Raw genomic sequence first — 17,015 nt, 5'->3', positions numbered from 1 at the left:
CACACCGCGACTGGCTTGGCGCCCGGTGCACTGATTGTTGACCCAGGGTGCACTGCTCGTTAACCCCCTTTACGTAGCAGTTGCCGAAGGCTACGTCCGATTGCGAAGCGATCGTAATGCTGCGTGCACGGTTTGCCTGACGCAGCCTCGTATTACTCGTCAGCGGCTACAGGGCCGCAATGCAGCGGGGTAATGACCTGTTCTAAATCCCGGGGCTGGTCACGTATGATCATGGGCCACCTTGATCAGTCACTCTCAAAAGGCGATCGGCAGATGAACACCAGACACCAACAAGACCTTCAACGTATCGCGTACCAGGAGCAGGTTCTGCAGTTCGCAACCTTCGACAAGAGCACGGCGTGGGAACTGGGGCAGCGTTTGAAATCAGCCTGCGAGCAGGCAGGTGTTGCCACGGCCATCGAAATCCGGCTTGGCCGCGAAACCGTATTTTTCTATGCCATGCCGGGTACCGCCGCCGAAAATGCCGACTGGGCACGACGCAAGCGCAACATCGTCGAAATGATGGACCGCAGTTCGTACGGTGCCGGTTTGTCAGCCGAGGCAGAGGGTGTGGCGCGAGACGTATTGATGGGGCTGCCGACCCGCGATTATGCCAGCCACGGCGGCAGCTTCCCGCTGAAGGTCACGGGGATGGGCTGTATCGGTGTGGTCACGGTTTCCGGGCTGCCGCAGCGTGACGATCACATCCTGGTGGTGCAGACCCTGGCCGCCATGTGCGGCGTCGATCCGGCTGAGGTGGCAATGCCACGGTTCACTCAGGACTGACCGGCGCGTCGATTGCGGATACTGCATCAGTCTGGCTGCGAATGTGCCGCGATCATTCTTTAACGTCCATGAACTCTTTGGCCCAGGCCACGTACTCTTCAGGCAGTGTGTAGGTGTGGGTCAACTCGGTGGCGCTGAGGTTGGAAGTGCTTTGGGTCAGCTTGCGCTGGGCCCGCAGGCTGTCGTAAGTGGCCTTGATCGCGGCAAAGTAGGCTGCGTGGCCAGCAACCACCACACGTACGCCCAGACTTGCCAGACGCTGGCTGTCACTGAGTTGCGGGTTGCCGTAGGTCACCAGCATCAATGGCACGCTGAGCTTTTCAGAGATCTGCTCCAGGTGCTCGAAATCCTTGATACCGACGATGCAGATACCATCGGCGCCGGCTTTTTCGTAAGCCAGGGTGCGCTCGATGATGGCCTGGGTTGGCAACACCCCGGCATTGGTCCGGGCAATGATTGAGAGGCCGGGATCAACACGGGCTTCAAGGGCAGCCTTGACCTTGCCAATGCCTTCCTCAACGGAAATCAGATCGGTGGATTTTCGCGCAAATTGAGCGGGCAGCAGGGTGTCTTCAATGGTCAGCGCCGCAACCCCGGCACGCTCAAGTTCTTCGACGGTGCGCATCACATTCAGGGCATTGCCATAGCCATGGTCAGCATCCGCGATGAACGGCAACTGGGCGACACGGCCGATCCGGGTTGCCTGTTCAACGAACTCACTCAGCGTGATCAACGCAAAATCGGGTGCTGCCAGTACCTGCAGCGACGCTACCGAGCCGCCCAGAATGCCGACCTCAAAACCGAGATCGGCAGCGATGCGGGCGGACATGGGGTCGAAAACAGAAGCCGTTTCGACGCACATTGGCGTGGCAAGCAGTTCACGAAAATTGCGACGAAGATCTGAGTGAGAAATTTTGGACATGTTCTTTCCTGGTTCTGGCCATTGTCAAAATACGATCAATGCCCCTGTTCATAGTCCGACAAGACTATCACGCAAGAAAACCGAGGATTATGACGTTTAAGTCTTCACCAAGCTTGCGGGACTGAACGTGGCAGATCACTTTGCTCGCAACCCCCGGTTTTTGCATCACGCTGTTGACCTGGCCTTTTGTCTGACCCGTTTCCCAAGGAGTTAACATGCCACGCTTTGCTGCCAACCTCAGCATGCTTTACCCGCAACATGAATTTCTTGATCGATTCGCGGCGGCGGCGGCCGACGGGTTTGAAGCGGTGGAATTTCTGTTTCCCTACGACTACAGCGCCACCGAACTCAAGCAGCGATTGAGCGACAACGGCCTGGTCCAGGCCCTGTTCAACGCGCCGCCGGGAGACTGGGCAGCCGGGGAGCGGGGGATTGCGACCTTGCCAGGGCGTGAAGATGAATTTCGCTCAGGCTTCGACCGCGCCCTGGAATACGCCGCGGTGCTCGGCAACACGCGTGTCCATGTCATGGCCGGTTTACTGGCAGCGGAAAGTGACCGCCTCCGTCACCACGGTGTATATCTGCAAAACCTTGCCTACGCCGCAGACCAGGCGGGCAAGGCCGGGATCACGGTGTTGCTGGAACCGATCAATACCCGGGACATGCCCGGTTTTTTCCTCAACCGTCAGGACCAGGCGCAGGCCATCTGCAAAGAGGTTGGCGCCACTAACCTGAAAGTGCAGTTTGACTGTTATCACTGCCAGATCGTTGAGGGGGATCTGGCCACCACATTTCGCCGCGACTTTGACCGCATCGGCCATATACAGATTGCCGGCGTGCCGGATCGGCATGAGCCGGACCAGGGGGAAGTCAACTATCCCTACCTGTTCGAACTGATGGACCATCTGGGTTACGACGGCTGGGTGGGCTGCGAATACCGCCCCAAAGGCGACACCTCGACGGGCCTGCAATGGTTGCGGGACTGGAAGGCACGCTAATCATCAAACTGTAGGAGCGAGCTTGCTCGCGAGCTCTTGGTTGCCACGCGCAAAAGCTCGCGAGCAAGCTCGCTCCTACAGAGTGCCTTTGTGGTGCGGGCGGTCTGCTTGCCATGCTGGTTGCGGCAACCCGGTGAAGCAGATCCGGGCTGATGCCGGTGGCTTTGATCATGCGCAGGTAATCACTGGCAAGGGAGCGAAAGGCAATGCTCAGGCCGCCGTATGATGATCTGGTGCTACCCGCCAACAGGTTCATGCCGAGCACTGCGGATATCAGAGAGTGTTCCGGCGAGACCTGTCGCATGAACCCCACTCAAAAAAGTTCGTGCGACAGGCACGTCCAGAACGCTGGCAGACGTTTTTTGGTGCTGTACGTACCCCGATTAAAAATCAGTGTATCGGTCTAGCCCGATATTCAAACATTCACAACCTTGGCTGGCATGCCTGGGTTCAAGGCCACGTCATGGGTCAGCATATTGAAGGTTTGCGGTTGCACGGCATATTTCCACTTGCCCTCTTTATAAAATAGAAAGTTAAACGCATTAGGGGCTGGGATCTTCTGATCATTATGGCAATAGTCACTGGCACTAATACTCGAAATAACAGTCTGCCCTTGGGCCTTTATAAGGTTATTGATATGGGCACTGTCTGGATGTTGGTGGTGGTAAACCCTGAGCATATTGCTGCCAAGCGGCGAAGAGGTAGTGACCAGTGCACAGCCATTCATTGCGGCGGTAAATACATAGTGATGCTCGGGATTATGCATGGGTATATCGACAAAGCCAGGCAGTACATTGCCTTGCACGAAGGGGCACCAGTAAGCGGTAATCAGTGGATCACTGTGCGGCGGGTTACCGGTCGGTGCCAGCGTGACTTGTCTGTCCTGTCCTTCCCCCTGTAGGTCAAATGCACCGGATTTGGTGCTGTTGAGGATCCGGTTTCGTTGTTGATTTATGTTGCTTGCCTGATCTTTCATGAACCACGACACATTGTTAATCGCTCGCTGAGCAATAAACCATATCGGATCATTCTTAAAAGTCAGATTGTGGCCGTTCATAATCTTTTCCAAATATTAAATAAATGCCTGACAGCAAGAAAGATGCTGCCAATACAGGACAATTATTTGTCGGGGGCAATATTACTTTTCTGTAAGAAAAACGAACAAGTTATCAAGCATGATAAAATGTTTCCGCAGTGAAATTCTAACTTATTCCAAATAGGTAGGCGATTTTCATCAGCGCCGAAAGTACCTGTAAAGCGTTTAGAAATACATGCTTGATCTTATGATTATTTATACATAGGCACTCGCTAAACAAGGAGCCTGCGGTACGGGCGATTGTGACGCTTGCACTTTCTTGCCGGGCAATTGGAGGGGGGGGAGGCCCGAGGCTGAAGAGACTGACCGCAGTATTTGAGCAAGGGCATGGCTGTACGGCCAGGCCCGAAAAAGTCTACTTTGACCCCACATTGCATATAGCTTGAAACGAGTCCCTTATTCCATAAAACACGTACAAACGGATTTTATAGTGCGTTTTAATCTATTCAGATAATTCTGAACAGATTGGAGTATTGGTCTTTGAAAACAATGGCGCTCTTACCCTTGAGCCTCGCATTACTCGCTAGCTGTGCAACCGCTTTTGCGGGCCAGACCCTGGATCGCGTGACTGAAAAAGGGCAGATGACAGGCGTTCTGATGGAGAGCTATCCGCCGTTCTCCTTTCTCAACGAACAGAACCAGCTGGACGGCTTTGACGTTGATGTCGCCAAAGCAGTGGCGCAGCGCCTGGGGGTAAAACTCAAGCTGGAAACACCTTCCTGGGATGTGATCGCCGCCGGCCGCTGGAGCGGGCGCTATGACATCTGCGTCTGTTCAATGACCCCGAGTGAAGCCCGCGCGCAAGTGTTCGATTTTCCGGTCGAGTATTACCAGTCGCCCGCAGTGATCGTGGTCAATGCCAAAGATACGGCTATCGCTTCAGGCAAGGACTTGTCCGGGAAGAAAGTCGGGGTCATCAGCGCGTCCACCTATGAAGCCTACTTGAACAAGGATCTGGTGATTGAAGGGGCACCTTTGAAATACCCGTTCGACAACGTCCAGGTGGCGCCTTACGACAATGAAACGGTAGCGTTTCAGGACCTGGCGCTGGGCAGCGGCGTGCGTCTGGATGCAATGGTCACCAACCTGATCACCGCCCGTGAACGCATAGCCCAGGACCCGCGCTTCAAGATTGCCGGCAACACGCTGTATGCCGAACCCAACGTGGTAGCGATTGAAAAGGGCGACCCGCAGTGGAGTGCCAGGGTCACTGAGGTCATTGATCAACTCAAGGCCGACGGCACACTGAGCAAGATTTCGCAGAAGTGGATCGGTGCCGATATCAGCCAATGACAGCCCACAACCCACATCCCGCCAAGACGCGTGTCACACCCGAAACCGGAACGCGTCGCCTGAGCCAGGTGTTTAGCTTTCGAACGCGGCTCTACCTGACCTGGGCGGCTTTGCTCGGTTTGTGCGTCATGTTCTTCATGAGCTTCGACCTGAAGTTCTCGATCATCGTTGATAAATTGCCCAACCTGGTGGGGCTGCATCTGGGGCCCAACGGCTTTTTGCAAGGCGCAGCGCTCACCTTGTTTCTGTGTTTCTGTTCGATCTGGCTGTCGCTGCTGCTGGGGTTTGTGACCGCGCTCGCACGTCTGTCACGCAGCGCCGTGGCCTTTGGCATTGCGAGTTTTTACGCCTCGTTCTTTCGTGGCACTCCGCTGCTGATCCAGATCCTGTTGATCTATCTGGGTCTGCCGCAGATAGGCATTGTTCCAGGTGCCATCAGTGCCGGCATCATTGCGCTGTCGCTGAATTACGGCGCCTACCTGAGCGAGATTTTTCGCGCCGGCATCATGGCCGTAGCGCCCGGCCAGCGCGAAGCGGCCATGGCGCTGGGGCTATCGCCGAGCGCGACATTCGTGCACATCATCCTGCCCCAGGCCATGCGCACGATCATCCCGCCGACAACCAGCCAGTTCATTTCCATGCTCAAGGACTCATCGCTGATTTCGGTGATGGGGGTCTGGGAAGTGATGTTCCTGGCGCAGTCCTATGGGCGCTCGTCCTATCGCTATATCGAAATGCTCACCACCGCAGCCGTGATCTATTGGCTGATGTCGATCGGCCTCGAACTGGTCCAGCACCGTCTCGAGCGTCATTACGGCAAAGGGTTCAAAAACCAGCGCTGAATCAGCGCCTTTAATTCATTTTTTCGAGAATCATGATGTCCGATCCAAAACCTCTGTTGTTTGCCCTTTACGAGCAAGCGAGCGTCGGCTGTGGTGGGGCGCCGAGCCTGTGGACGCACCCGGCTGACGAGCGACTGAGCATCAACTCTCTGGGCTATTGGTCGAAACTGGCACGGATTGCCGATCAGGCACACCTGGACATGCTGTTTTTCGGCGATGTTCTGGGTTTCTACGATGTGTTTGCCGGCAATGCCGACGCCGCCATGAAATGGGCGGTGGAAGCACCGGCCAATGATCCGTTGATGATCATTCCGGCACTGGCTGCCGTCACCGAAAACCTGGCTTTCGGGGTCACGGTGACCACCAGTTACGAGCATCCCTTTACCCATGCCCGGCGCTTCAGCACCCTGGACCACATGACCAACGGCCGTATCGGCTGGAACATCGTCACCTCTTACCTGTCCAGTGCCGCGCGCAATTTCGGTCTGGAGCAGATGATCAAACACGATGACCGCTATGAGCGTGCTGAAGAGTTCATGGACGTGGCCTACAAGCTTTGGGAGGGCAGTTGGGCCGATGATGCTGTGGTGGCCGATAAGGCGCGCCAGCTGTATGCCCGGGGTGATCGCGTGCGCCCGATCAACCATGCCGGCGAACACTATCGGGTGGCCGGGCCGCATTTAACCTCGCCATCGCCGCAGCGTACGCCCCTGCTGATCCAGGCCGGCTGGTCAGGGCGGGGCAGGGCCTTCGCGGCCAAGCATGCCGAGCTGATCTTCATCGCCAAGTCCAACCCCCATGAGATCCGTCAGGGGCTGGAAGAGATCTGGGCCCAGGCCCGGGCGCTCGGTCGTCCGGCCGAAGACGTGAAGTCACTGACCGTGCTGCGCATTGTCACGGCCAAAACAGAAATCGAAGCTCAGCGCAAATATGACCAGCTGCAAAGCAATTACCACTTGCAGGCACAACTGGTCAGTTACGCCGGTGATACCGGTATCGACATTAGCCGCTACGCCGACGGTGATGCCCTGTCCACCCACACCGAAGGCATGACGTCCTATGTGATGCGAGCGGATGGCAGCGGCAAACCGTTAACCGCGGGTGACGTTAAACAGCGTTTTGCCAACGTCACCCGCGGCAGCGACTTGATTCTGGTGGGCACCCCGCAACAGGTCGCCGAGCGGATTGAAGAGCACGCCCGGATTTCCGGGACCACGGGTTACATGCTCAACCCGCTGATCAGCCCCGGCAGCCTTGAAGACTTTGTCGAACTGGTGATTCCCGAATTGCAAAAGCGTGGCCTGTATCGCACCGAGCCCCAGCGCGGCACCTTGCGTTCGCGACTGCGGGCAGACGGCGCCAGTCACTTGCCGGCCAGTGCATATGGCGCGTCGTTTCGATTCGACCGGGGTTAGGCAACTGATCCACGGCCATCCCCCCCTGTAGGAGCGAGCTTGCTCGCGATGCAAGCACCGCGGAGTATCCTGTAAACGCGGTGCGGCCATCGCAGGCAAGCCAGCTCCCACAGGAGTTCCACACGCCTCGCGCCAGAGGATCTTTCTATTGCAGCGCTTGCGGCCGTACCACGTCCTGTTGGTGCGTGGCGCCAATGAACATGTACATCGCCGGCACCATGAACAGTGTGAGCAGGGTGCCGATCGACAACCCGGCGAAGATCACCAGCCCCATGTCATGCCGCCCCGCAGCCCCGGCGCCGCTGGCCCAGACCAGAGGCACCACGCCCAGCACCATGGCCGCGGTGGTCATCAGGATAGGCCGCAGTCGAACGGCCGCCGCCTCTTCAATCGCCTCGCGTTTGCTGTGCCCTGCGCGCTGCAACTGGTTGGCAAACTGCACGATCAGAATCCCGTGTTTGGTGATCAACCCCAGCAGCGTCACCAGGCCCACCTGGGTGTACACGTTGATCGAGGCAAAGCCCATGGTGATGAATGCCAGCGCGCCGAACAGGGCAGGGGGTACCGAAAACAGGATCACCACCGGGTCGCGGAAGCTCTCGAACTGAAAGGCCAGGGCCAGGTAGACGATGAGAATCGAGAACATCAGCAAGCCGAAGAAGCCGCCGGACTCCTGGATGAACTGACGCGACTCGCCCGAGAAGTCAGAGGTGTAACCCGAGGGGGCAACGTTACTCAGAATCGTGTTCAGTTTGGCCAGCAGTTCACCCTGGGCCACGCCACTGACGCCGGACAGGGTCGCCGAGTTGAGTTGCTGGAAGTGGTTAATGGATTCCGGCTCGGTTGAGGTCTCGATATGCGCCACCGTGCGCGCCGGGATCATGGACCCGGAAGGCGTACGAATGTAGTAATCGAGTATTTGCTCCGGGTTGAGCCGGTTGACCTGCAACACCTGGGGAATGACTTTGTACGAGCGCCCGGCAGTCGAGAAGTAGTTCACGTAATTGCCGCCCAGTGCGGCTGAAAGTGCAGCACCGACGTCGGCCTGGGTCATGCCCAGTGCGGCAATTTTTTCCCGGTCCACTACCAGCCTGGCTTGCGGCTTGTCCAGTTTCAAATCCATGTCGGCGAACCAGAACAGCTGTTGCTTCTGCGCCTCGGTCATCACCGCTTGTGCGACTTCATTGAGGTTTTCCACCGAGTCGGTGGTGGTGATCACAAATTGCACCGGCAAGCCCTGGGCGCCCGGCAACGATGGCAGCGGGAAGGCGGCAATGGTTGCCCCCTGCACCTGGTTCCACTTGTGCTGCAGGTCTTTGATCACGTCGGCCTGGGAACGCGTCCTGTCGCCCCAGGACTTGAGCAGCACCCCGCCCAGGCCCTGGTTGAGTGCGGGCAGCCCGGTCAGCTGGAACATTTGCGCGTATTCCGGCTCTTTGCTGGCAATCTGGAAGGCCTGGTCGGCAAAGCGCTCCATCTGCTGGGGCGAGGCCGTAGGCGGGCCTTTGATCAGCATGAAGACCAGCCCCTGGTCCTCGGTGGGCGAGAGCTCACTTTTGGCGGTCATGCCACTGGCAGCAACCAGCACGAACAGAATGAAACCAAACGCCACCAGCACCGGCCAGATGTTCAGGCCACCAGCCAGTACCCGGCGGTAACGCCCCCGCAGCCAGTCGAAATACTGATCGAGGCGACGTGCAAAGCGACCCTCTTGCTGCCCGGACTTGAACAGCCGCGAGGTCATCATCGGCGACAGCGTCAACGCCACCACGGCCGACACCGTGACTGCCCCCGCCAGCGAGAAACAGAACTCCTTGAACAGGGCACCCGTGAGGCCGCTGCGCAGGCCGATGGGTACGTACGCGGCAATCAGCACCACGGTCATCGCGACAATCGGGCCACCCAGTTCCCGGGCCGCGATCAGCGCGGCTTGCAGCACGCCTTGACCTTCTTCCTTGATATGCCGGTCGACGTTTTCCACCACGATGATTGCGTCATCGACCACCAGACCAATCGCCAGTACCAGGGCGAGCAGGGTCAGCAGGTTGATGGAGTAACCCAGCAGGTACATGACGAAGAACGTCCCCACCAGCGACAGCGGGATGGCCACCAACGGCACAATCACCGCCCGGAACGAGCCGAGAAACAGGTAGATCACCACCGAGACAATGATCATGGCTTCGGCCAGGGTCTTCACCACCTCAACAATCGAGGTATTGATGAACTCGGTTGAGTCATAAACGATGTTGCCGCGCACGCCTGCGGGCAATTGCCCTTGCAGCTCGGGGAACGCGCTGCGCACGCTGCTGGCCACCGTCAGGATGTTGGCTGTGGGCGCCGCCTTGATGCCGATGAACACCGAGCGCTTGCCGGAAAACGCCACGCTGCTGTCGTAGCTTTCTGCGCCCAGGGTTACGAGCGCCACATCTTCCAGGTGCACCAGAGCATCGCCTTTTTGCTTGATCACCAACTGCTTGAATTCGTCCACCGTGTGCAAATCGGTCCCGGCAGTCAGATCGACTGTCACCGTTTGCCCTCGGGTCGAACCGACGGCAGACAGGTAATTGTTGTTTGCCAGGGCGGTGGACACGTCCTGTGCGGTGACGTTATGCGCCGCCAGTTTGTCCGGGTCGAGCCAGGCACGCAGGGCGAACTGGCGGCCGCCCAGGATTTCTGCGGTTTGTACGCCCTGGATCGAATCGAGCTTGGGCTTGACCACCCGCACCAGGTAATCGGTGATGTTATTGGTGGGCAGTGTGTCGCTGTAGAAGCCCAGGTACATGGCGTCCGTGGTCTGCCCGACGGCCACCGACAGCACCGGTTCCTGTGCCTGGGCCGGTAGCTGGTTCTTGACCGAGTTGACCTGGGTATTGATCTCGGTCAGCGCCTTGCTGGCGTCGTAGTTCAGGCGCAGCGTTGCGGTAATGGTCGAGACACCGGTAATGCTCGACGAGGAGAGGTAGTCGATGCCCTGGGCCTGGGCGATCGCCGACTCTAACGGCTGGGTAATAAAGCCGGCGACCGTGGAGGCATCGGCACCGTAGTAAGCGGTGGTGATGGTGACCACCGTATTCTCGGTGCGTGGCCACTGGTTCACCGGCAGTTCGAAGATCGAGCGCAGCCCCAGGATCAGGATGAACAGCGACACGACCACGGCCCACACCGGTCGCTGAATAAAGGTATCGGTAAATTTCATGGGACACCTAGTGTTCTTGGGGAGTCGGAGCAGGGTCGTTCAGCGGCGCGGCGCTGTTGTCGATCTGCACCGGCGAACCGTTTTTGAGCTTCATCTGGCCACTGGTGATCAACAGATCGCCTTCCTTGACGCCCTCGAGGATGGCCACCTGATCACCGCGGGTCGGCCCGGTCTTGATGAAACTTTGCTGCGCGGTCAGTACCTCTTCACCCTTGTCGTTCTTGCTCGATGTGGCGATGAACACCGTGGTGCCGTAGGGGTTGTAGGTGACGGACGACTGCGCAACGGTGAGGTAGCGCTGCGGTTTGCCGGAGTCAACGATGGCCCGGGCAAACATCCCCGGCACCAGGCTTTGTTGAGGGTTGGCAACGGTGGCCTCCACGGTGACGTTGCGCGTCGTCGGGTCAAACTGGGTGTCGATGGTGCTGACCCGGCCGGAAAAGGTCTGATCGGCAAGCCCGTCGGCTGTCACCGCGACTTTCTGGCCAATGGCGATTTGCTCCAGCTGGGTCTGCGGAACGGTGAAGTCGATGTAAATGGGATCGAAAGTTTGCAGCGTAGCGATTTTGTCACCGGGGTTCAGGTATTGACCCGGGTTGACGGCGGTAATCCCGATACGCCCGGCAAAAGGGGCGCGAATGGATTTTTTCGCCACCAACGCCCGCTGCTGCTCGGCGGCGGCAAGCTTGGCCTTCAGGTCGGCGCTGTCTGTGTCCACCTGTGCTTGCGACACGGCGTTGACCGCCAGTTGCGCCTTATCGCGTTTGAGGACGATCACCGCCAGGTCCGCCGTGGCTTCAAGCGAGTGCAACTGGGCGATGTCCGAGTCGGCATTCAACTGCACCAGCAACGCCTGGTCTGCCACCTGTTGCCCGGGCTTGAAACCGATGCTGCGGACGATGCCGCCCACTTCCGTGGTCACATCAACCCCTCTGACCGCCTTGATCGACCCCACGGCTGTGACGCCGGGTTGCCACTCAGCGTAGGGCACATGCATGGCCGTCACCACGGAGGCGGGCAAGGGGGCTTTAGACTGGGCGATCAGTGCCGAAATCTGCACGAATTTGACCCCGGCGATGATCGCGACAATCACCAGCACCACCGCGATCATGATGAGCATCGGCCGCCACAGCCGACGTTTGCGCGGGGCGCCAGGCTCTGATGGCAGGGGTGAGGCAGTCTTGACGTCAGCCATGGGTGTTCTCACTGTTTCAATGATGCAATTCAGTTGAACCGCGTCGTGTCGCCGGGCGCAGGCTTTTTGTGCGTCGGCATGATTTCTTGCCACGACGGCAGGCCGAAGCGATCAGGCTTGCCCGCCGTGGCGGGGTCTACGTCGCTGCGGTTCCACCAGCCACCGCCCAGTGCCTGGAACAGGGCCGTGGTATCGCTGTAGCGGGCAGCCTGAGCCTTGACCCGTGCCAGCACGGTGTTCTGGTAGGTCTGCTGGGCCGTCAGCAGGTTGATGTATGCCACCGCCCCGAGCCGGAACTGAGCCTGCACCAAGTCCAGGCTGGCTTGTGCCGAGCGCTCAGCGGCAACCTGCTGGTTGAGCGCCTCGGCATCGGCCTCCAGAGCCCGCAGCGCGTTGGCCACATCCTGGAACGCGGTCAGCACGGTGCCCCGATAAACCGCCGCTGATTGGTCATAGGCAGCCACGGCTGCACGTTTGCGATGTTCGAGTGCACCGGCATCGAATATCGGTTGCGCGATAGACCCGGCCAGACTCCAGACCCCGCTGCCCGCCGAAAACAGCCGGGTGCCGCTGGCCACTGTGGAGCCCAAAGAGCCGGTAATGCTGAACTGCGGCAATTGATTGGCCACGGCCACGCCAATGTTGGCGCTGGCCTCATGCAGTTGAGCCTGGGCCGAGCGCACATCCGGCCGCTGACCGACGATGGCCGAGGGCAGGCTGACCGGCAGTTCATGCGGCAGGTGCAGGGAGGCGAGGTCGAAGCGCTCGTCCCGATCCTGATTGGGAAACCGGCCCAGATAAGCCATCAACTGATTGCGGGTCTGAGCCAGCTGCTTTTGCAGGGGCGGCAACGTGGCACGGGTTTGTGCCAGCGCAGTTTGCTGGGTCAGTACATCCGTATCGGCGATGGCGCCCAGCCGCCGCTGAGCGTTCAGCAGGTCCAGCTGGTCGCTCTGCAGCCGGATGATTTGCTCGGTGGCGCCAATCTGATCGCGCACCGACGCCAGGCTCACCGCGGTATTGACCACATTGGAGGTCAATGTGAGGTACGTCGCCTCCAGCTGAAAGCGTTCGTACTCGGCTTGTGCCGTGGAAGACTCGATTTGCCGGCGAGTACCGCCGAACACGTCCGGGGCATAGGACACACTCAGCGACGCCGAACTCACCGTGAGGATGGGGGAAGACGCAGCACCCGTCGTCGCCCCGGATACTTTCTCCCGGGTTTTCGACAGGTTGCCGTTGACCGAGGGGAACAGTGACGCCTGGTCGGCAAACACCAGTTCATTGGCCTGGCGCAACGCTGCCTGTGCTGCGCTGACATCCGGGTTGGCGTGCAAGGCCTCTTCGACCAGCGCGTTGAGTGCCGGGGAACGAAACAGCGTCCACCATTGCCCGGGAATATCCATCCCGTCGATCAGCCGCTGTGGGCCGCCGCCGGCATCGATGTCGGCCCGGGCAGTGGTTGTCAGCTTGTCCCGTGAGTATCCGGCATTGGCGGCCAGATCGGGGGGGACGAAGTCGGGGCCTACCGTACAGCCGGCCAGGGCAATACACAGCAGACTCAGCGCAGCCATGAGGTGTCGTAAAAGACCGCAGAGATGCGCCAACGGCTGCGGGCCCGCTGCACGCTGGCGAGGCTGCACTTTCATATTCCCTCTGATGAATCAGCAGGATAGTTTCTTGGTCGAGCAATGAGCGCCGGTGCTTCTGGCCGGCCTTTTAAACGGGCGCGGGGAGTACAGCAGTTGTGAGGTTAATCAGGTGAATTAACGTTAATTGAAGAGTGTGGGAACCGCCAATAGAGGGAATCTTTATTGGACAGTATCGCGAGCGGCTTGGGGCTATCTTGCTGGCTGTTCATCAGTACACGCAGGGGTTTACAGGCGATGAGGCAAAGTCGTGGGCGTGGGCTTGATTGCCTGCGGATAAATAGGCCTGACGCATAGCTAAGGCCCAATCGTCGAGTACCGGTTTGAAATCATCGACTGTCATGGCCTGCTTGTCATTTTTCAGGGTCAGGCCGGCGCTTTTGCGGATCACCTGCGCCACAACAGCCTGATTGCAGGCATCCACAACCGCGACTTCAGTAGTGATTTGCGTGTCCTGGTCACGGATGCCGATCGCTGTACTCACGCCGGCGGCAAGCAAGGTCACGGGTAGCCATTCATAAAACCGCAAGCCCTGGGTTGTGGCCGACACGGAGGTGATGGCAGGCCTGACGATCAGTGTGCCCGGGCCCGGAGTCGCGACAACGGTCATGACCTTGCCCAGCTCCTGTTTGAGCGCGGCATCGTAGTAGTGGCTTACCTCGGTCAGCATTGCTTCTGAGCGTCGCTCGCTCGGCAGCAGGGGTAAATAGAACTGGCTCGGTTCGATATACACGCGGGTGTAATGCGTGATCTGCGGGTTTACCCAGGACAGTACGCGTTGTCCGTCGGGGAGCTTTTTTTCTGTCAGCTGACTGTAGTCCTGTAAAAAAACCCGAATATTCCCCTGGAGAGAGGGTTTTGCCCGCGCATGCGGTGAGTGACAGGCACAGGGTTACCAGTAGCGGCAGCGAGATGCGTCTAGGCATTTGATCGGTGTTCCTGAGACGAATGTTTTGATGGGTGGTGTTGCTCAAGCGTCTGTGTCGCTTTCGCAACCCTTTATATGCAGTTCGCCATGAGCCATGACCCATTGGGTAAGCTCGGCGACAGATACTGAGTGGGAGTACTCCACCCACTGGCTGCATTGCGGGCTATAGGTCTCGATATAGCGGATCAGGAGGAGACATTTCTGGTCGCTGGACAGCGCCAGGCGAGACTCCTGGAAAAGCACCGGGTCGGTGCGCCAGACTTTGCGGGTGCGCTGGCTCAGAATCAAAGCGTTGGCGCTGTGGGCCTTACTGCTCAAGGTCGGCATCGAGGGCATCCTGGAATGAATTGCGCGCAGTGTGCCTGAGGGGTTTTGCCGGGAGATGTCTGGTTTATGCGGGCTCAGCCGCAATGTTTCTCGATTGAAATATATGACCCTGGCGCAGGAATGGTTTTAGATACCCTCCTTTTTCACCTATGGATCGCTGAATGTGAGCAGGTTACTGATCGTCGACGACGATGTGGAAATCCTATTACTGCTGGAGAAGTTCTTTCTTTTGCATGCTTATGAAGTGGAACTGGCCACCCACGGCGAAGCCATGTGGGCGGCAATCGGGCGCCAGCGGCCGGATCTCATCATTCTCGATCTGATGCTTCCCGGTGAGGGCGGGCTCAGCCTCTGCCAGAAATTACGCCTTAACACCGGTATTCCGATTGTGATGCTGACCGCCATGGGCGAGTTGAGTGACCGTATTGTTGGCCTGGAACTGGGTGCCGATGATTACCTGACCAAGCCTTTTGATCCTCGCGAGTTACTGGCCCGCCTGCGGGCAGTTCTACGTCGCGCCAGTGATCCGGTAAGAGCGCGTAACGAAGACACACGACTGGTTATCAGCTTTGCAGGCTGGCACCTGGACGTTACGCGCCGCGAGCTGCGCTCGTCAGCCGATGTGATGATTCCTCTCTCGGGCGGTGAGTTCGATTTACTGGTGGTCTTTCTTGAACACCCTGAACGCATCCTCTCGCGCGAACAATTGATCGACCTGACGCGCGGGAGCAATCACGAAGCCTTTGACCGCAGCATTGACGTGCAGGTGAGCCGCCTGAGACGAAAAATAGAGCCTGACAGCAAGCGTCCGGACCTGATTCGTACCGTGCGTAATGGCGGATACCTGTTCAATGCAAAGGTGACGCGCACGTGAGAGGGCTGATTGCGCACGTTGACACGCTCAGACGCCGGATAGCCTTGACCATTGTCGCGGCGATGCTCGCCTCGCTAGTGCTCTACGCCCTGTTTGTACAGGTGGCCGGGGTCTGGGCCAAACCGCCAGTCGATCAAATCGGCTTGCTGGATCAGATCGCGGCGACCACGCGCATCATCCAGGCGGCCCCGCCACAACTGCGTGAGCAGTTGTCTGCTGCGGCGAGCAATCCAGCCCTCGGGGTGCTCTGGAGCGAACACCGGAGCAGTTTCGAACTGCCAACTAACGGGACCTCGATCGACCTGGACAAATCGCCGGTTCTGCATCAATTGCTGGGCGAGGCCGAACACAAGATAGAGGTCTTCCAGCCCGCCAATTGGCCTGCCGAAAGCTCGCAAGCGCGTTATGTCTTGTTGATGCAACTGAACGACGGTAGCTGGTTGTCATTTACCCCGTCGCAACGGAGTTGGGGGATGAGCGCGGCATTGCGTTTTGCCGTTGTTGTTGCCCTGGGGCTGGTTGCAGCCTGGCTGGTCGCCCGGTTTGCCACTCGCCAACTGGCCGATCCGCTGCAACGATTTACCAGTGCCGTGCAACGCTTCGGTACCGACCTTAATGCCCCCGCCATTGAAATCGAAGGCCCCCGTGAAATACGCCAGGCGATCATTGCCTACAACACCATGCAGGCCAAGATCCAGCAGTTCATTGCCGAACGCACGCTCATGCTGGCGTCAATCTCCCACGACTTGCGTGCGCCCTTGACCCGCATACGGTTGCGGTGTGAGTTCATTGAAGATATTGACCAGCAACGAAAACTGATCCGCGACACCGATGAAATGCAATCGATGATCAACTGCGCCCTGGGCTTTTTTCGCGACGAAAGTCTGCGCGAGCAAGCCACAACATTTGACCTCAGCGAACTGCTGCAGACGGTGATCGATGACTACAGCGATCAGGGAATCGCCGTCGATTTTTCAGGGCCTCCCCACCTGGTGTACTTCGGCCGACCGGTGGGCATCAAGCGAATGACCACCAACTTACTGGAAAACGCAGTGAAGTATGCCCGCCATCCACGCATCGAATTGATCAATGGCAAGTGTTCGATCTGCATCGAGGTGAGCGATGAGGGACCGGGGATTCCTGATTCTGAGTTGGAGAACGTGTTCGTTCCGTTCTTCCGGCTTGAGCCCTCGCGCAATCGAGACTCCGGTGGGGTAGGGCTTGGTCTGTCCTCGGCCCGGGCAATGGCGCGCCAGCACGGCGGAGAGCTACTGTTACGAAACCGTATTGGCGGTGGACTCATCGCACAGGTGGAGTTACCCCACGCGTCTTTGAATCGGGCAGTGGCAATCACGCCACCCAAGACTTAGCATGCGAATCAACACGAATCTGTCTGGTGTACAGTCCTGGTCATTTGAAGGGGGCTTTTCATGTACCAGCAAGCGAAAGACGACGAAACCTCGAATACGGCCTTGTCCACACATGGATACGCCA

General features: G+C 58.5%; 14 protein-coding genes. 7 read left to right on the top strand and 7 right to left on the bottom strand.

The annotated features are described in order from the left end of the window. The first annotated feature begins 273 nt into the window (after positions 1-273). Positions 274-786, top strand: a complete 513-nt coding sequence (locus ACP7BO_RS10190) for a heme-degrading domain-containing protein (protein ID WP_397456796.1) — start codon at positions 274-276, stop codon at positions 784-786. 52 nt (positions 787-838) lie between these two features. Here ACP7BO_RS10190 and ACP7BO_RS10185 read toward each other — a convergent pair whose 3' ends face one another. Next, positions 839-1,708 carry an isocitrate lyase/PEP mutase family protein gene (locus tag ACP7BO_RS10185; RefSeq protein ID WP_426210049.1) on the bottom strand — a complete coding sequence of 290 codons (870 nt, stop codon included), beginning with the start codon at positions 1,706-1,708 and terminating at the stop codon, positions 839-841. A gap of 215 nt (positions 1,709-1,923) precedes the next feature. Here ACP7BO_RS10185 and otnI point away from each other — a divergent pair, with 215 nt between their 5' ends. Further along, entirely contained in the window at positions 1,924-2,706 is a 783-nt protein-coding gene (gene otnI / locus ACP7BO_RS10180; protein ID WP_426210047.1) for a 2-oxo-tetronate isomerase, read from the top strand. 415 nt (positions 2,707-3,121) lie between these two features. Here otnI and ACP7BO_RS10175 read toward each other — a convergent pair whose 3' ends face one another. After that, positions 3,122-3,763, bottom strand: a complete 642-nt coding sequence (locus ACP7BO_RS10175) for a hypothetical protein (RefSeq protein ID WP_060692521.1) — start codon at positions 3,761-3,763, stop codon at positions 3,122-3,124. A 519-nt stretch (positions 3,764-4,282) separates the two neighbouring features. Here ACP7BO_RS10175 and ACP7BO_RS10170 point away from each other — a divergent pair. From ACP7BO_RS10170 to ACP7BO_RS10160, 3 genes are read left to right on the top strand one after another with little or no spacing between them, the layout of a single operon-like run. Beyond that, complete coding sequence (locus tag ACP7BO_RS10170) at positions 4,283-5,095, top strand: ABC transporter substrate-binding protein (protein WP_426210045.1); 813 nt, start codon at positions 4,283-4,285, stop codon at positions 5,093-5,095. Next, the gene (locus ACP7BO_RS10165; RefSeq protein WP_426210043.1) at positions 5,092-5,937 is read left to right on the top strand and encodes an amino acid ABC transporter permease; all 846 of its coding nucleotides are present in this window, start codon (positions 5,092-5,094) and stop codon (positions 5,935-5,937) included. The genes ACP7BO_RS10170 and ACP7BO_RS10165 overlap by 4 nt, the downstream gene beginning before the upstream one ends. 35 nt (positions 5,938-5,972) lie before the next feature. Next, positions 5,973-7,352, top strand: a complete 1,380-nt coding sequence (locus ACP7BO_RS10160) for an LLM class flavin-dependent oxidoreductase (RefSeq protein WP_426210041.1) — start codon at positions 5,973-5,975, stop codon at positions 7,350-7,352. Positions 7,353-7,497: 145 nt separating this feature from the next. Here ACP7BO_RS10160 and ACP7BO_RS10155 read toward each other — a convergent pair whose 3' ends face one another. From ACP7BO_RS10155 to ACP7BO_RS10135, 5 genes are all read right to left on the bottom strand, one after another. Further along, the gene (locus ACP7BO_RS10155; RefSeq protein ID WP_426210039.1) at positions 7,498-10,548 is read right to left on the bottom strand and encodes an efflux RND transporter permease subunit; all 3,051 of its coding nucleotides are present in this window, start codon (positions 10,546-10,548) and stop codon (positions 7,498-7,500) included. A gap of 7 nt (positions 10,549-10,555) precedes the next feature. Next, entirely contained in the window at positions 10,556-11,743 is a 1,188-nt protein-coding gene (locus tag ACP7BO_RS10150; RefSeq protein WP_426210038.1) for an efflux RND transporter periplasmic adaptor subunit, read from the bottom strand. A 29-nt stretch (positions 11,744-11,772) separates the two neighbouring features. Continuing rightward, a complete protein-coding gene (locus ACP7BO_RS10145; RefSeq protein ID WP_426210036.1) occupies positions 11,773-13,317 on the bottom strand; it encodes an efflux transporter outer membrane subunit in 1,545 nt (514 codons plus the stop codon). A gap of 286 nt (positions 13,318-13,603) precedes the next feature. Further along, complete coding sequence (locus ACP7BO_RS10140; RefSeq protein ID WP_426210366.1) at positions 13,604-14,164, bottom strand: DUF3313 domain-containing protein; 561 nt, start codon at positions 14,162-14,164, stop codon at positions 13,604-13,606. A gap of 198 nt (positions 14,165-14,362) precedes the next feature. Continuing rightward, on the bottom strand, positions 14,363-14,647 hold the full coding sequence (locus tag ACP7BO_RS10135) for a hypothetical protein (protein WP_426210034.1): 285 nt from the start codon (positions 14,645-14,647) through the stop codon (positions 14,363-14,365). A 163-nt stretch (positions 14,648-14,810) separates the two neighbouring features. Between ACP7BO_RS10135 and ACP7BO_RS10130 the strand changes: the two genes are divergently transcribed. Then, on the top strand, positions 14,811-15,521 hold the full coding sequence (locus ACP7BO_RS10130; RefSeq protein ID WP_426210032.1) for a response regulator: 711 nt from the start codon (positions 14,811-14,813) through the stop codon (positions 15,519-15,521). Then, positions 15,518-16,891 carry an ATP-binding protein gene (locus ACP7BO_RS10125; protein ID WP_426210030.1) on the top strand — a complete coding sequence of 458 codons (1,374 nt, stop codon included), beginning with the start codon at positions 15,518-15,520 and terminating at the stop codon, positions 16,889-16,891. Before ACP7BO_RS10130 ends, ACP7BO_RS10125 begins: the two co-directional genes overlap by 4 nt. Positions 16,892-17,015: the final 124 nt, after the last annotated feature.

This window comes from Pseudomonas sp. TWR2-1-1, from assembly GCF_049897045.1.
GTDB lineage: Bacteria > Pseudomonadota > Gammaproteobacteria > Pseudomonadales > Pseudomonadaceae > Aquipseudomonas > Aquipseudomonas versuta.
The sequence above is the reverse complement of the archived record's forward strand: the minus strand, read 5'-3'. Positions and strand labels throughout refer to the sequence as shown.

Coding starts and splice junctions, on each gene's coding strand:
- otnI (WP_426210047.1), top strand. CDS start 1,924: ATGCCACGCTTTGCTGCCAACCTCAGCATGCTTTACCCGCAACATGAA.
- ACP7BO_RS10145 (WP_426210036.1), bottom strand. CDS start 13,317: ATGGCTGCGCTGAGTCTGCTGTGTATTGCCCTGGCCGGCTGTACGGTA.
- ACP7BO_RS10190 (WP_397456796.1), top strand. CDS start 274: ATGAACACCAGACACCAACAAGACCTTCAACGTATCGCGTACCAGGAG.
- ACP7BO_RS10175 (WP_060692521.1), bottom strand. CDS start 3,763: ATGAACGGCCACAATCTGACTTTTAAGAATGATCCGATATGGTTTATT.
- ACP7BO_RS10155 (WP_426210039.1), bottom strand. CDS start 10,548: ATGAAATTTACCGATACCTTTATTCAGCGACCGGTGTGGGCCGTGGTC.
- ACP7BO_RS10185 (WP_426210049.1), bottom strand. CDS start 1,708: ATGTCCAAAATTTCTCACTCAGATCTTCGTCGCAATTTTCGTGAACTG.
- ACP7BO_RS10165 (WP_426210043.1), top strand. CDS start 5,092: ATGACAGCCCACAACCCACATCCCGCCAAGACGCGTGTCACACCCGAA.
- ACP7BO_RS10135 (WP_426210034.1), bottom strand. CDS start 14,647: ATGCCGACCTTGAGCAGTAAGGCCCACAGCGCCAACGCTTTGATTCTG.
- ACP7BO_RS10150 (WP_426210038.1), bottom strand. CDS start 11,743: ATGGCTGACGTCAAGACTGCCTCACCCCTGCCATCAGAGCCTGGCGCC.
- ACP7BO_RS10160 (WP_426210041.1), top strand. CDS start 5,973: ATGTCCGATCCAAAACCTCTGTTGTTTGCCCTTTACGAGCAAGCGAGC.